The 13,507-nt window shown below is 60.4% G+C and carries 14 protein-coding genes; 7 read left to right on the top strand and 7 right to left on the bottom strand.

Annotation, left to right across the window (positions count from 1 at the left end):
- Positions 1–85: 85 nt before the first annotated feature.
- The 3 genes from ACWPW0_RS00940 to ACWPW0_RS00930 all read right to left on the bottom strand — a co-directional run bounded on the left by ACWPW0_RS00940 (position 86) and on the right by ACWPW0_RS00930 (position 2,412).
- The gene (locus ACWPW0_RS00940; RefSeq protein WP_454254148.1) at positions 86–1,051 is read right to left on the bottom strand and encodes a sulfonate ABC transporter substrate-binding protein; all 966 of its coding nucleotides are present in this window, start codon (positions 1,049–1,051) and stop codon (positions 86–88) included.
- A 119-nt stretch (positions 1,052–1,170) separates the two neighbouring features.
- The gene (gene ssuE, locus ACWPW0_RS00935; protein WP_447588130.1) at positions 1,171–1,764 is read right to left on the bottom strand and encodes an NADPH-dependent FMN reductase; all 594 of its coding nucleotides are present in this window, start codon (positions 1,762–1,764) and stop codon (positions 1,171–1,173) included.
- Between the two features lie 9 nt (positions 1,765–1,773).
- Positions 1,774–2,412: a peroxiredoxin gene (locus tag ACWPW0_RS00930; RefSeq protein WP_447588129.1), complete on the bottom strand. Its 639-nt coding sequence runs from the start codon at positions 2,410–2,412 to the stop codon at positions 1,774–1,776.
- A gap of 254 nt (positions 2,413–2,666) precedes the next feature.
- Between ACWPW0_RS00930 and ACWPW0_RS00925 the strand changes: the two genes are divergently transcribed.
- Both ACWPW0_RS00925 and ACWPW0_RS00920 read left to right on the top strand, forming a co-directional pair.
- Entirely contained in the window at positions 2,667–3,662 is a 996-nt protein-coding gene (locus ACWPW0_RS00925) for a sulfate ABC transporter substrate-binding protein (RefSeq protein ID WP_447588127.1), read from the top strand.
- A gap of 227 nt (positions 3,663–3,889) precedes the next feature.
- Complete coding sequence (locus ACWPW0_RS00920; protein WP_447588126.1) at positions 3,890–4,240, top strand: hypothetical protein; 351 nt, start codon at positions 3,890–3,892, stop codon at positions 4,238–4,240.
- A gap of 190 nt (positions 4,241–4,430) precedes the next feature.
- Here ACWPW0_RS00920 and ACWPW0_RS00915 read toward each other — a convergent pair whose 3' ends face one another.
- Positions 4,431–5,768, bottom strand: coding sequence for an OprD family porin (locus ACWPW0_RS00915; protein ID WP_454254147.1), 1,338 nt, complete (start codon positions 5,766–5,768; stop codon positions 4,431–4,433).
- 368 nt (positions 5,769–6,136) lie between these two features.
- Here ACWPW0_RS00915 and ACWPW0_RS00910 point away from each other — a divergent pair, with 368 nt between their 5' ends.
- From ACWPW0_RS00910 to ACWPW0_RS00900, 3 genes are all read left to right on the top strand, one after another.
- Positions 6,137–7,114, top strand: coding sequence for an aliphatic sulfonate ABC transporter substrate-binding protein (locus ACWPW0_RS00910; protein WP_454254146.1), 978 nt, complete (start codon positions 6,137–6,139; stop codon positions 7,112–7,114).
- Entirely contained in the window at positions 7,104–8,333 is a 1,230-nt protein-coding gene (locus ACWPW0_RS00905; protein ID WP_454254145.1) for an acyl-CoA dehydrogenase family protein, read from the top strand. Before ACWPW0_RS00910 ends, ACWPW0_RS00905 begins: the two co-directional genes overlap by 11 nt.
- A gap of 107 nt (positions 8,334–8,440) precedes the next feature.
- Positions 8,441–9,067 carry a DUF4166 domain-containing protein gene (locus tag ACWPW0_RS00900; RefSeq protein WP_447588119.1) on the top strand — a complete coding sequence of 209 codons (627 nt, stop codon included), beginning with the start codon at positions 8,441–8,443 and terminating at the stop codon, positions 9,065–9,067.
- Positions 9,068–9,094: 27 nt separating this feature from the next.
- Here ACWPW0_RS00900 and ACWPW0_RS00895 read toward each other — a convergent pair whose 3' ends face one another.
- The 3 genes from ACWPW0_RS00895 to ACWPW0_RS00885 form a co-directional block, all read right to left on the bottom strand.
- Positions 9,095–10,012 carry a sigma 54-interacting transcriptional regulator gene (locus tag ACWPW0_RS00895; RefSeq protein WP_447588117.1) on the bottom strand — a complete coding sequence of 306 codons (918 nt, stop codon included), beginning with the start codon at positions 10,010–10,012 and terminating at the stop codon, positions 9,095–9,097.
- Positions 10,013–10,140: 128 nt separating this feature from the next.
- Entirely contained in the window at positions 10,141–10,722 is a 582-nt protein-coding gene (locus ACWPW0_RS00890) for an RBBP9/YdeN family alpha/beta hydrolase (RefSeq protein ID WP_454254144.1), read from the bottom strand.
- Between the two features lie 131 nt (positions 10,723–10,853).
- Positions 10,854–11,822, bottom strand: a complete 969-nt coding sequence (locus tag ACWPW0_RS00885; RefSeq protein WP_447588114.1) for a GGDEF domain-containing protein — start codon at positions 11,820–11,822, stop codon at positions 10,854–10,856.
- A gap of 343 nt (positions 11,823–12,165) precedes the next feature.
- On the opposite strand from ACWPW0_RS00885, the gene oscA reads away from it, so the two are divergent.
- Positions 12,166–12,348: a sulfur starvation response protein OscA gene (gene oscA / locus ACWPW0_RS00880; protein ID WP_447588113.1), complete on the top strand. Its 183-nt coding sequence runs from the start codon at positions 12,166–12,168 to the stop codon at positions 12,346–12,348.
- A 147-nt stretch (positions 12,349–12,495) separates the two neighbouring features.
- Positions 12,496–13,494 carry a sulfate ABC transporter substrate-binding protein gene (locus ACWPW0_RS00875; protein ID WP_447588111.1) on the top strand — a complete coding sequence of 333 codons (999 nt, stop codon included), beginning with the start codon at positions 12,496–12,498 and terminating at the stop codon, positions 13,492–13,494.
- Positions 13,495–13,507: the final 13 nt, after the last annotated feature.

Raw genomic sequence — 13,507 nt, 5'->3', positions numbered from 1 at the left:
CAACCTCACTCAGGGCCGCGGCGCCTCTGCGAGCGCTGGCACCTGCCAGCGTCCGCCGTTCGTTCCCGTGGTCGGGGTGGCGTTGTTACGGTTGCTTGGCCAGCTTGGCCGGGGGAGTCCAGATCACGTCCTTGATGCTGAGCTTCTTCGGAATCAGCTTGAGCTCGGTAAAGGTGTCGGCGATCTTCTGCTGCGCGGTTACCACTTCAGGGGTGAGGAACTGCGCGCCATAACCCTGGCGCTTCACCGCAATCGAAGTGATGTCCTTGGGCAGGCCCAGCAGCGGCGCGACCTGCTCGGTCACCTTGTCCGGGTCGGCCTTGGAATCTTCACCCACGGCGCGGACTTCCTCGATCAGCGCACTGATCACCTGCGGGTGCTTCTCGGCGTAGGTCTTGGTTGCCAGGTAGAACTGGTGGTTGTCGACCAGGCCGGTGCCGTCACGCAGAGTACGTGCCTGCAGCTGCTGTTCGGCAGCAGCCTGGAAGGGGTCCCAGATGACCCAGGCGTCGACGCTGCCACGCTCGAACGCGGCGCGGGCATCGGCTGGCGGCAGGTAAACGGGCTGGATGTCGCTGTACTTCAGGCCGGCATCTTCCAGTGCACGCACCAGCAGGTAGTGCACGTTGGAGCCTTTGTTCAGGGCGACCTTCTTGCCCTTGAGTTCGGCCACGGACTTGAGCGGTGAATCCTTCGGTACCAGGATCGCCTCGCTGGTCGGTGCTGGCGGCTCATAGGCCACGTACAGCAGATCGGCACCTGCAGCTTGGGCGAATACGGGCGGTGTTTCACCGGTCACGCCGAAGTCTACCGAGCCGACGTTCAACCCTTCGAGCAGCTGCGGGCCACCCGGGAACTCGGTCCATTTCACCTCGACGCCCTGCTCGGCCAGGCGCTTCTCCAGCGAGCCCTTGGCCTTGAGCAGCACCAACGTGCCGTATTTCTGATAGCCGATACGCAACGTATCGGCCTGAGCCTGAGTAATGGCGCCGAACGAGATAGCCGCTGCAAACAGGGCAACCAGGCTCCGACGTAAAGTGATAGTGCGCATGGCGCTCTCCTTGCAAATGAATATCAGGGTTGACTGCCAACAGGCCCGTTGTCGGGCGCGTAGGGCGATTCGTTCATACGTACTTCTGCAACACCCTCCGGACTCCTTCCGGTTGGGCTTCAAATACTCCAGCGGGCATTCACCAAGCGGTCATTCAGAATGCTCGGGTCCAGCGGTTGCGGACGACGGGCCAGGGCACTGAGGAACTGCTCCAGCGCATCGACCAGTCGCTGCTCCAGCACCGGCACCAGATGCCCTGGCCCGCTGCCTTCGCCATAGGCGATCTGGCTGTCGTCGGCGAACACGCCCTGGAGCATGTCCTGTGCCTTCAACGCGGCCAGCACCGGCTTGAGTGCATAGTCCACGGCCAGCATGTGCGCCGCACTGCCACCGGTGGCCATGGGCAGTACCACCTTGTGCTGCAAGGCACGCTCGGGGAGCAGATCGAGCAGGGTCTTCAGCGCCCCGGAAAACGACGCCTTGTACACGGGGGTCGCAACCAGCAGGCCGTCGGCATTGGCGATCTGCTGGGTCAGCAACTGGATCTGCGGACTGTCGAAACGAGCGTGCAACAAATCTTCTGCCTGGAAATCACGGATCTGGTAGCTGACTACCTCGACCCCATGGCGCTCCAGCCAGCGACGCGCATGGTCCAGCAATACGGCCGAACGCGAACGCTGACTCGGGCTACCGCCCAGGGATACCACCAGCATGCTTGCTCCTTATTTATTCGGTTGCGGTGTCAGGCGCAGGTAGGGTTTGACCGCGCGATAGCCTTTGGGGAAACGTTGCTTGATCTCGTCCTCGTCCTTCAGCGACGGCACGATCACCACCTCGTCACCGTCCTGCCAGTTGGCGGGTGTGGCGACCTTGTGGTTGTCGGTCAGTTGCAGCGAGTCGATCACCCGCAGGATTTCGTTGAAGTTGCGCCCCGTGCTGGCCGGGTAGGTGATGATCAGGCGTACCTTCTTGTTCGGGTCGATGATGTACAGCGCCCGTACGGTCAGCGTGTCGTTGGCATTCGGGTGGATCAGGTCGTACAGAGCGGAAACCTTGCGCTCGGAGTCGGCGATGATCGGGAAGTTGACCAGGGTGTTCTGGGTCTCATTGATGTCCTCGATCCACTTCAGGTGCGAGTCGACCGGGTCCACCGAGAGGGCGATGGCCTTGACACCACGCTTGGCGAAGTCATCCTTGAGCTTGGCGGTAAAACCCAACTCGGTGGTGCACACCGGTGTAAAATCGGCCGGATGCGAGAACAGGACGCCCCAGCTGTTGCCCAGCCATTCGTGAAAGCGGATGCGGCCTTCGCTGGAGTCTTCTTCGAAGTCGGGGGCGATATCGCCTAGGCGAATGCTCATGTTGCTGCTCCTTCTTTAGGGTTCGTTACGTGGCGCTCACTATGCTCAGTAACGAACAAGAACAAAAAGAATAAATAACAATTTATTTATTACTTTTTCTTCTATAAAGAAGGTGCAGATTTGAAAAGCCCCTACCTCAAGGCTTCTTCAATGATCGAATAAGCAAGAAACTAATTATTCTTTCAAAGAATAAGGCGGGCCTCCTATAGTCGCCCGACTTCTGCCATTACCCCATGCCACTACAAGGACGCGCGATGAAACGATTTCTCCCCGCCACTCTCCTGGCCGCCGGCCTGGCGCTGACCTCCGCCGTACAGGCAGCACCGTTGCTCAACGTCTCCTATGACGTCATGCGCGACTTCTACAAGGACTACAACGCCGCGTTCCAGAAACACTGGCAGGCGGAAGGCAACAAGCCGCTAGTGATCCAGATGTCCCACGGCGGCTCAAGCAAACAGGCCCGCGCCGTGATCGACGGCCTGGCTGCCGACGTGATCACCATGAACATGGCCACCGACATCAATGCCCTGGCCGATAACGGCGGCCTGGTACCCAAGGACTGGGCAACCCGTCTGCCGAACAACAGTGCGCCATTCACCTCCGCCACCGTGTTCATCGTGCGCAAGGGCAACCCCAAGGGCCTGAACGATTGGCCGGACCTGCTCAAGGACGGTGTCCAGGTGGTCGTGCCCAACCCGAAAACCTCGGGCAATGGCCGCTACACCTACCTGTCCGCCTGGGGCTATGTGCTGGAGAAAGGCGGTGACGCCAAGGCTGCCGAGGAATTCGTCGGCAAGTTGTTCCAGCACGCTCCCGTGCTCGACACCGGCGGCCGTGCCGCCACCACCACCTTCATCCAGAACCAGATCGGCGACGTGCTGGTGACCTTCGAGAACGAAGCGGAGATGATTGCCCGCGAGTTCGGTCGTGGCAGCTTCGAAGTGGTCTACCCGAGCGTCTCCGCCGAGGCTGAGCCGCCTGTGACCGTGGTCGACAAAGTGGTCGATCGCAAAGGCACCCGCAAGGAGGCCGAGGCCTACCTGAAGTACCTGTGGTCCGATGAAGGCCAGCGTATTGCGGCCGAGAACTACCTGCGCCCACGCAACCCGACAATTCTCGCCGAGTTCGCAGACCGCTTCCCGAAAGTCACCTTCCTTAACGTGGTGAAGACCTTCGGCGACTGGCCGGAAATCCAGAAAACCCACTTCCAGGACGGCGGCATCTTCGACAAGATCTACACCGTGCAGTAAGCGCTATACCGAGAACAGAAGCCCGGCCATGTGCCGGGCTTTTTTGTGGCTGGCTGGGTACCGCCCTGAGCTGATGATCACCGCGCTCCAGCATGGTAAACAATGCCCACGAGGTCCCCTGCAGGACCACTCACCCATCCACTGTTGCTATCGCATGACTATGGCCCTGCGCCATCATCCATGGCTATCATCGGCACTCCCAGCAAACCCGCACAATAGAGGGCCCAATGCACCCAGCCATCATCAAGGCATTCGGTGGCGTATCCACCGAGTACTACATCAAACACCTTCTGATTGGCGCGATCCTGCCGCTCATTGGTTTTCTCTCTCCCAAGCCCTGGGCGTTCTGGGTCTATCCGTACGTGCTCGTGAGCTGCCTGCTCTACCCCTATGCGCGGTTCACCTATGAGGGGTTGTTCGGCAAGCTCGAGCAGTTTCTTGCCAGCTTCCTGAACGGTAATCTGGAATTCCTGTTGAAGCTCTGGGTACTGCTGTTCTGCTGGGTCTTCGCCATCGTCATCGCGCCTATCGGGCTCGCCTATCTCTACCTGCGCGAAGAAGAGCCGATCAACGAGTAATTCGATACCTCGGGCCGGAGCAGCTCTCCGCCTCTATAAAGGCGTTGAGATGCAATCGTAGGCATGCACATTGCGCCCCCCTGCGCGTGATGTCTTCCCCGGTGGGCGATAGTGAAAAAAGAGCAAAACCGGGCCCAAACTCCGGACATGAAAAAGGGCGCATTAGCGCCCTTTTCCTTGTTGCGACCGCTTACAGCAGCGGCACGGTGTAGCTGACGATCAGACGGTTCTCATCCGAGTCAGTAGTGACATTGCCGCGCTGGGTAGCGTTACGCCAGGAGAAGCCCAAGCCTTTGAGTGCGCCATCCTGCAAGGTGTAGTCGAGGCGGAAGTCACGCTCCCATTCCCGTAAATCACCACCTGCGGACTTGACGTTGTCACCCTTCAGGTAGGTGACGATGGCCTTCAGGCCTGGCACACCAACAGTAGCGAAGTCATAGCCGTACTCGGCCAGCCAGGTACGCTCTCCGGCACTGAGGAACTTGCCGATCTGACGATCAGTGATCAGGTAAGCAGTGGAGCCATCACCCTGGTTCAGGAAGGGGAAGGCGCTGTCGCCAGATACCTGCTGATAACCGGCGCTCAACGCATGGCCACCGAGGGTGTAGGTGAACAGGCCGCTCCAGGTTTGGTTGTCGACCTCACCATTGTTCGGATTGGCATTGCCACCCGACCAGTAGCCACCACTCTTGTAACCTTCGGCTCGGCCTGTAACGCTGCCGTTCTTGCCATCCGAGTCGCTATAGAAATAGCGCAGATCGGACTTCAACACGCCTGGACCAATCGCCCAGTTGTGGGTCAGCCCCAGGAAGTGTTGCTTGTAGAAATCCTCCAGGTTGCCGTAGTAGTACTGCGCTACCAGATCCTTGGTGATCTTGTAGTCGGCACCCGCAAAGTAGAACTTGTTGCTATCAGCCTGACGACCACCGACGACACCAGCTCCAGCAATGCGCAAGCTGATTGCATCAGAGGATGCACGCGTCGTGGTGTGCTCCAACTGCCCCGCTGTCAGGGTCAGATTATCGATCTCGTTGGAAGTGATCTGACCACCATCGAACAGCTGTGGCAGCAGTCGGCCGTCGTTGAAGGTCACCACCGGCAGCTTCGGCTGCAGAGTACCTAGACGCGCCTCGGTCTTGGAGAAACGCAGTTTGGCAGTTGCCCCCGCCTTGCTGAACTCGTCTGTAGCGCTGCCATCGCTTTCGCGTGGGAACAGCTGCCCTGGAGTACGAGAAACATTAGCCTTGCCCTGACGGCCACCCGAGTCCAGCTTCACACCCAGCAAGCCAACCACATCAACACCCACGCCCACAGTGCCCTCGGTGTAACCCGAGGTGTAGTTGAACAGGAAGCCTTGGCCCCACTCGCTGGCTTCGCCAGTGCTGTCCGCTGTGTTCTTGGTATTCAGGTCATAGTAGAAATTGCGCAGGCCGAGGGTGGCCTTGCTGTCTTCGATAAAGCCGGCTGCGCCTGCTTGCTGGGCGATGACGCCGAAAGCAATGGCCAGCGCCAGGGATGACTTGTTCATGCTCGATGCTCCAGATGCGTTCTTGATTTTTGACTACGCGATGAGGGCTCGAACCAGCGTCTATGCGCCTTGGCTGAACTACATGCCCCACAGTGTTGCCCGGTGTGTCTTGCGCTACCGGTGTGGAGCGCAATCTATGTGATTTTTTTAATCCCTAAAAAGAATTATTTATCACTTTATTGAAACAAAAAAGAATAAGAAACGTCACAAAGCGCGGCAAACTCCATAAGCTAATTCTCTTAAATTATTTGTAGAAGGTTTTTTATATCGCTTAGCTTCTGTTCTACCGGACCACCGGACGCGCTATTAACCAATTAACGTCCATGCGCCCGGCATACGGGTAGCTCCGTCCTAGACGAGGTCCGCCCATGTCCCACCTCTATTCGTTCAAACGCCATGCCCTGATCGGCCTGGGTCTGATTCTCAGCCTGGTGCTCAGCTTGCCGGTGCACGCGCAGACTCAATTGCGCATCGGCTACCAGAAATCCTCCACCCTGATCAGCCTGCTCAAGAATCAGGGCACCCTGGAAAAAGCGCTTGCCGCGCAGGATATCCGGGTCAGCTGGCATGAGTTCGCCAGTGGCCAGCCGCTGCTCGAAGCGCTGAACGTCGGCAATGTCGACCTGTCCGCCGATGTGGCCGACACCGTGCCGGTATTTGCCCAGGCCGCTGGGGCACAACTCACCTATTTCGCTCAGGAAGCAGCCTCGCCCGAGGCCCAGGCCGTGATCGTGCGCGACGACTCACCGCTGCACAGCCTCGCTGACCTCAAGGGCAAGAAGATCGCCGTGACCAAGGCCGCCGGCAGCCATTACCTGCTGATCGCTGCCCTGGCCAAGGCCGGGCTGAAATTTTCCGACATCCAGCCGGCCTACCTGACTCCAGCCGATGGCCGCGCCGCCTTCGAGAACCGCAAGGTAGATGCCTGGGTCACCTGGGAGCCCTTCCTTAGTGGCGCCCAGCGCCAGTTGCCAACCCGCACCCTGGCCGATGGTGAAGGGCTGGCCAGCTATCAACGCTACTACCTGACCAGCACCGCATACGCCAAGGCCAACCCGCAGGTGTTGAGCGTGGTGTTCGCCGAACTGGTCAAGGCCGGCAACTGGTTGCGCGCCAATCCGAGCGAAGCCGCGCAGATACTTGGCCCGCTGTGGGGCAACCTCGATCCGGCCATCGTCGAACAAGCCAACGCCCGTCGCAGCTATCAAGTCCAAGCGGTTGAACCCGGCAACCTGGCCGAACAACAGAAGATCGCCGATGCCTTCTTCGCCGAAGGCCTGCTGCCCAAGGCCGTGGACGCCAGTGCCGTCTCCCTCTGGCAGCCGGAGATTGCCAATGCCCGCTGAAGCCCGTTGGCGCGCCGAAGCCACTCAACAACCCTTGCTTGACCCGCGTCTGTTTCCTTATGAATTTGGCCAACACACCCCACGGGTCGAGCAACTGGCCCGAGAACTGGCGGCCACGGTGGTCGAACGTGAGAAACAAGGCGGCTCTGCACGCGCCGAGCGCCAGTTGATTCGTGATAGCGGGCTGCTCAACGTGGCAATCCCGCAACGCTACGATGGTGCCGAGCTGGCCTGGCCGGAGATCTACCGTATCGTCCGTTACCTCGCCGCGGCAGACAGCTCCCTCGCCCACCTGTTCGCCTTCCAGCACCTGCAAGTGGCGACCATCCTGCTGTTCGGCAGTGTCGAGCAGCAGCGCCACTGGCTGACGCGCACGGTGCAGGAGCGCTGGTTCTGGGGCAACGCCACCAATGGCCGTGACACAGGGCTCAAATTGCGTCCGCACGAGGAGCACTATGAGCTGAACGGCAGCAAGTCGTTCTGCTCCGGTGCACTAGGCGCAGACGCCCTGGTAGTCAGCGCCCCGCGCGGCAACAACGCCGTTGACCGGGTGTTCATGCTGTTACCGGCGCAACGCGAAGGGCTGGCCATCAACGATGACTGGGATGCCTTCGGCCAGCGCCAGACCGACAGCGGTACGGTGCAATTCGAGGGCGTGTTCGTTGACAGTGACGAGCTGCTCGTCTCCGGCGGCCAAAGCCCGCGCAGCAGCCTGCGGGTGTGCATTTCGCAACTGATCCTGACCCAGCTCTACCTCGGCAATGCCCAGGCTGCCCTGGACGGCGCCCTGCGCTACACGCGCGAACAGGCACGGCCGTGGATCGGCGCAGGCGTCACTTCGGCAGAAGAGGATCCGTTCATTCAGAAACGCTATGGCGAACTCTGGCTCGCCTACCGCAGTGCTCTGCTGCTGGCCGAGAATGCCGCGCAACACCTGCAACTGGCCTGGGAAAAACCGGCGCTGGGCGCAGCCGAGCGCGGCGACGTCGCCCTGCTGATTGCTGAGGCACGGGTGACGGCAGCACGGGCCGCGCTGGATATCACTGCGCAGATTTTCGACGCCATGGGCGCGCGTGCCACGGCCTCGCGTTTCGGCTTCGATCGTTTCTGGCGCAACGTCAGGGTGCACACGCTGCATGACCCGCTCGATTACAAGGTGCGCGATATCGGCAACTGGGTAGTCAGTGGCGTACCGCCAACGCCTTCGCTGTACTCCTGAACCACACTGTTGAACGAATGATTTTCCGCATTGCTGAACGGTCATCACGACGAAACAGGCGCCAGCAGGTAGGCTGATGCCTCTTTCATGGCCAGCGGCAGGATGCGATGCACGACCCGATCTTTCAGCAGGTACTCGGCGCCGAGTGGCAACGACTCGGCCCCATCATCCGCCGCCATTATTTTCTGCGCAGTTACAGCGACGACTACATCTGCGTCAGCGGCCAGATGGACGATATTCATCACTCAACGATCGCCAAGCTGCTGATTCCGTTCGGCCGCTTGTTCGGCGCCATCGTCCCGTACCGGGGCCGTGACATTCCCATCGACGTGCACTACAGCTGCCGCCCCGACAACGCCGCGCTGTACTGGGACCGTGCGTTCAAATTTCCCCGGGGCGACTTTCACTTTCGCTCACACATGCTGCCGTTCGGCGAAGCCGAGGTGGTCGAGTACGTGCGCTTTGGCGTTGGTCTGCGGCTGGCCGTCAGTGCCGAGGAAGGGGCGTTGGTGTTCCGCTCGAAAGGCTTTATCTGGCGGCTGGGCCGCTGGCATATTCCGGTGCCCATCGGTCTGCTGTTCGGCAAGGCGTATATCGAAGAGCGCCCCGTGGACGAAGAAACCTTCAGCATGCGCCTGCTGATCGAACACCCCCTGTTTGGCCTGCTGTTCCGCTACAGCGGACGCTTCACCCTGGGTGAGCGCCGCAGCAGCACCCCTGTGGCTGCCGACTGATCAGGCAACCAGGACTTATCGCAACGGCTAGAGAGCAAGCTGCCCCAGTAAGGCATGCAGGCGCGCCAGATCCTGTGCGTCGAGCAGGCCCAGTTGCTGCTCGATGACCGTAAGTGGAGCGGCGGGAACGGGCAGATTCAGGTGTTCCGGCAGAATGCGTTCGCCGCTGCACACCAACAGAGCGAAATGAATGACGTTCTCCAGCTCTCGGGTGTTGCCCGGCCATAAATGACGCTCCAGGGCCAGCTGAGCCGTGCTGTCGATCTGTGGCACCGCCAGGGACAGGCGCTGGCTGTAAACTCCGAGGAAGTACTCCGCCAGCGGCAGGATATCGCCCGGCCGGTCGCGCAAGGAGGGCAGCACCAGGCGCCCTTCATCGAGATAGCGGTACAGGCGCTCGATGAACTTGCCGGCCGCAACGGCCTGGCCAAGATCAATGCTGCTGGCCGCGACCAGGCGCACCTCGACCGGGCTCGGCTGCGATGCGCCAACCCGCAACACCTCGCGATTTTCCAGGGCCGACAGCAGCTTTTCCTGCAAGCTCAGCGGCAGGTCGCCGATCTCATCGAGGTACAAGGTGCCGCCATTGGCCGAACCGAACCAGCCCGCACGGCTACTGGCTGTGCCGCTATGGCTGCCGGCGGCATAGCCAAACAGTTCAGCCTCGCCCCACTTGGGGCTCAAGGCGCCGCAATTGACGGCGACGAACAACCCGACGCGCTCACTTTCACGGTGAATATGCCGGGCCAGCAACTCCTTGCCGGTCCCGCTTTCACCATGAATCAACACCGGCAGACTGGCTGATGCCAGTTGCTCCACTTCCTCGCGCAACTGGCGTGAACGTGGATCGACGAACACCAGCGCCTTGGCGCGGATGCTCAGTGGGCTTTTATCGGCGTCGGGAAAGGTCAGCAAAGGCTGGCCGGGGATGGGTATGCGACTCATGGTGCTCTCCTGGCCGAGTCGTCAGGTGCGTCAACGGCTGTATACGATCTAATGTTCCGGTCCTTCGAAACCTTGCCGAAGACCGATGAGCCCGCAGCAAGAACGGGCCTCATGCTGCGGAGTTCGGTTCATGCGCTGCGCCGCGCCTGCTGTTCGATCTGGCTTTGCAGCCGGTAGAGATAGCCGAAGCCCTGCTCCCAGCGCTGATGCCCGGACTTGACGTTGATATGCCCAGCGCCAGCCAGAATCGCCGCCTGCGAGCCCCAGCTGCGGGCCAGTTCCATGGCGCGCGCGGCACTGGCAGCGGGGTCGTTATCGGAGCCCACCAGTTGGCTGGGAAACGGCAACAGTTCTCGGGCTATGGGGGCGAAACCTCGCAGCGCTTCCGGGCAACCCGGACGTTCGACATCCGCCGGGGCCACCAGCAATGCGCCGCGCACCTTGCGCAACGAGGCCAACGGCGCCTGTGCTGCCCAACGAGCGACGGTGATGCAACCCAGGCTGTGGGCAATCAGGATCACCGGCGTACTGTCGGCGCTGACAGCACGCTCCAGCTCGGCCACCCACTGGTGCGGGTCGGGATTGAACCAGTCCACCTGTTCCACCCGCCTGGCGTTCGGCAGGTTCTGCTGCCAATGGCTCTGCCAGTGGTTGTCGGGGGATCCCTGCCAGCCTGGCAGGATCAGGTAACGGATGGTCTGGCTGCTCATGACGGGCCTCCTCGAACGAATATGCAGGCAAGTCTAGAGGCAGTATTTATACCTGTTAAGGAATAAGAAATTATTTATTTATTCCAAAAAAGATTATCTATGTCGCTGAATCTATGCCGAAAAGCACGGTCTCAGCCGACCACAATGCAATTCTTGCCGCCGCGCTTGGCCTGATACATGGCCTCATCAGCCCGTGCATAGAGGTCCTCCAGGTCTTCGTTCGGCCCCAGGCTGGCCAGGCCCTGACTGATAGTGACACCGAACGGTTCGGGGTCACCCGGGAAGCTCAGCCGCTGCACTTCACGCTGTAATCGCTCAGCCACCAGACGCGCCTGCGGGATGTCACAGCCGGGGAAAATGGCAGCGAATTCCTCACCACCGATTCGCCCGAACAGGTCATCACGGCGCATGACATAGGTCCCGCAATGGGCGAGGCGCTGCAGCACGCGGTCGCCGATCTGATGCCCGTGACGGTCGTTGATCTTCTTGAAGTCGTCGACATCCAGCAGCAGGAAAGTCAGGGGCAGATCCTCACGGCGCGCTTGTTCGAAGTCGAGCTGGGCGATCTCGAAGAAGTGCCGGCGGTTGCTCACGCCGGTCAGTACGTCGGTTGTCGCCAACCGATGCAATTCACCCTGCAGCGTCTTCTTCTCGGTGATGTCCTCGGCAATGCCCACCACCAGCGGTTGGCCGCCTGGCGTGTTGCGCGGGCTGACGAAGCATTTGTCGCTCAGCCAGCGCAATTGGCCATCCCCGCGAATGATGCGGTACTCACGCTGCTCCACCGAACCGGTCACCAGCACCTGCGCCATGCTCTGCGCGGCAAACTCCATGTCATCCGGATAGATGCTGTTGAGCCACTCGTTATAGTCCCCCATCAACAGTGCGGCAGAACGCCCGAAGATGCTTTCGTAAGCAGGGCTGACATAGACGATCTTGCGCTGCTGCCAATCGAACGCCCAGAGCACCGCATTGACGCTGCCCAGCAGGCTGCTGACCAGTTGCTCGCGTTCATGCAGCCGCTCGACCTCACCACGACAGTGCAGCAACTCCAGGGTCAGGGTTTCCAGTTCGCTGGGCGCTAGATCGTGTTCTTCCATGGCGATACCTCGACGCTCTCAAGCCACAGACTATGCCCCCCGCAGGCAGACGGCGATGACCTTGAGAACTGACGTGACGAGTGGTTTGAGGCGGGGCGGGGACACGCCACCGGGAGGCGCGCGTGGCCCGACTACAGCTATGACTCGCAAGCCCCGGCGCAAGTTGCATTGCGCCCTATACCAGGCAATTGGCCAGCCAGGAGCGGCTTCACCAACACTTAAGCCAAAAAAGAATATGAAAATGAATAAATATTCTTTTTAAGAATAATATTCCTCCCCCTACTATCCGCTCCACGCCCAAGGCCCCTGACCGGCAAGGGCAACTTTCCATAGGAGCAGAGTCATGAGTGCCACCCTCAGAAGCGTCGAAGGCCAGGACGAAGCCAGCATCCTGCGCGAAATCCAGTCCGCCCTGCAGAACCTGCGATTCGGTTCGGTCGAGATCACCGTGCACAACGCTCAGGTTGTACAGATCGAACGCAAGGAAAAATTCCGCCTGCAAGCGTCGAACCCGAAACAGGGCTGAAGCAGCCGTCACCGGAGCGCCAGTCATGAATGCACGCGTTACAGCGAACACGATGTCCCGCGGTTGTCGCCGTCGAATGCGCAGCTGATCGAAAAAATCCGCCCCCTGCACACACTGAACAAGACCGACATTTCAAGGAGCCACACCATGTCCATTCGCCGTTTTGCCCTGGCCGCACTGGCCAGCGCCCTGATCGCCGGCCCAGCCGCCGCCGCGACCCAACTGCTCAACGTGTCATACGACCCGACGCGTGAGCTGTACCAGGAATTCAACGCTGCATTCAACAAGCACTGGCAGGCCGAAGGCCACGAAGCCATCACCATTCAGCAGTCCCACGGTGGTTCGGGCAAACAGGCCCGTGCCGTGATCGATGGCCTGCGCGCCGACGTGGTCACCCTGGCCCTGGCCGGTGATATCGACGAGCTGTACAACCTCGGCAAACTGCTGCCCGAGGACTGGCAGACCCGCTTGCCGGAATCCAGCACACCGTACACCTCGACCATCGTGTTCCTGGTGCGCAAGGGCAACCCCAAGGGCATCAAGGATTGGGATGACCTGATCAAGCCGGGCGTCGAAGTGATCACGCCGAACCCGAAAACCTCCGGCGGCGCACGCTGGAACTTCCTCGCCGCCTGGGCCTATGGCGAGCAGAAGTACGGCAGCGAAGAGAAAGCTCAGGAATACGTACAGAAGCTGTTCAAGCAGGTTCCTGTGCTCGACACCGGCGCCCGTGGCTCGACCATCACTTTCGTCAACAACAACATTGGCGACGTGCTGCTGGCCTGGGAAAACGAAGCCTTCCTGGCGCTGAAGGAACAAGGTGGCGACCAGTTCGAAATCGTCGCACCGTCGCTGTCCATCCTCGCCGAGCCGCCGGTAGCCGTGGTCGACAAGAACGTTGATCGCAAAGGGACTCGTGAAGTCGCCACCGCCTACCTCAACTACCTGTACAGCGACGAAGGCCAGCGCATCGCCGCGAAGAACTTCTACCGCCCGCGCAACGAGAAGATCGCTGCCGAGTTCGCCAAGCAGTTCCCTTCGCTCAAGCTGGTCACCATCGACAAGGACTTCGGTGGCTGGAAATCCGCCCAGCCGAAGTTCTTCAATGACGGCGGCGTATTCGACAAAATCTACCAAGCACAGTAAAACGCTCCACCTC

Source organism: Pseudomonas sp. Marseille-Q8238 (genome assembly GCF_965111915.1).
This window is presented reverse-complemented; position numbering and strand designations above follow the sequence as displayed.

Bases quoted from the DNA above. Each gene is read 5' to 3' on its own strand.
- ACWPW0_RS00920 (WP_447588126.1), top strand. From the start codon at position 3,890: ATGCACCCAGCCATCATCAAGGCATTCGGTGGCGTATCCACCGAGTAC.
- ACWPW0_RS00875 (WP_447588111.1), top strand. From the start codon at position 12,496: ATGTCCATTCGCCGTTTTGCCCTGGCCGCACTGGCCAGCGCCCTGATC.
- ACWPW0_RS00925 (WP_447588127.1), top strand. From the start codon at position 2,667: ATGAAACGATTTCTCCCCGCCACTCTCCTGGCCGCCGGCCTGGCGCTG.
- ACWPW0_RS00890 (WP_454254144.1), bottom strand. From the start codon at position 10,722: ATGAGCAGCCAGACCATCCGTTACCTGATCCTGCCAGGCTGGCAGGGA.
- ACWPW0_RS00910 (WP_454254146.1), top strand. From the start codon at position 6,137: ATGTCCCACCTCTATTCGTTCAAACGCCATGCCCTGATCGGCCTGGGT.
- ssuE (WP_447588130.1), bottom strand. From the start codon at position 1,764: ATGCTGGTGGTATCCCTGGGCGGTAGCCCGAGTCAGCGTTCGCGTTCG.
- ACWPW0_RS00900 (WP_447588119.1), top strand. From the start codon at position 8,441: ATGCACGACCCGATCTTTCAGCAGGTACTCGGCGCCGAGTGGCAACGA.
- ACWPW0_RS00930 (WP_447588129.1), bottom strand. From the start codon at position 2,412: ATGAGCATTCGCCTAGGCGATATCGCCCCCGACTTCGAAGAAGACTCC.
- oscA (WP_447588113.1), top strand. From the start codon at position 12,166: ATGAGTGCCACCCTCAGAAGCGTCGAAGGCCAGGACGAAGCCAGCATC.
- ACWPW0_RS00895 (WP_447588117.1), bottom strand. From the start codon at position 10,012: ATGAGTCGCATACCCATCCCCGGCCAGCCTTTGCTGACCTTTCCCGAC.
- ACWPW0_RS00885 (WP_447588114.1), bottom strand. From the start codon at position 11,822: ATGGAAGAACACGATCTAGCGCCCAGCGAACTGGAAACCCTGACCCTG.
- ACWPW0_RS00905 (WP_454254145.1), top strand. From the start codon at position 7,104: ATGCCCGCTGAAGCCCGTTGGCGCGCCGAAGCCACTCAACAACCCTTG.
- ACWPW0_RS00940 (WP_454254148.1), bottom strand. From the start codon at position 1,051: ATGCGCACTATCACTTTACGTCGGAGCCTGGTTGCCCTGTTTGCAGCG.
- ACWPW0_RS00915 (WP_454254147.1), bottom strand. From the start codon at position 5,768: ATGAACAAGTCATCCCTGGCGCTGGCCATTGCTTTCGGCGTCATCGCC.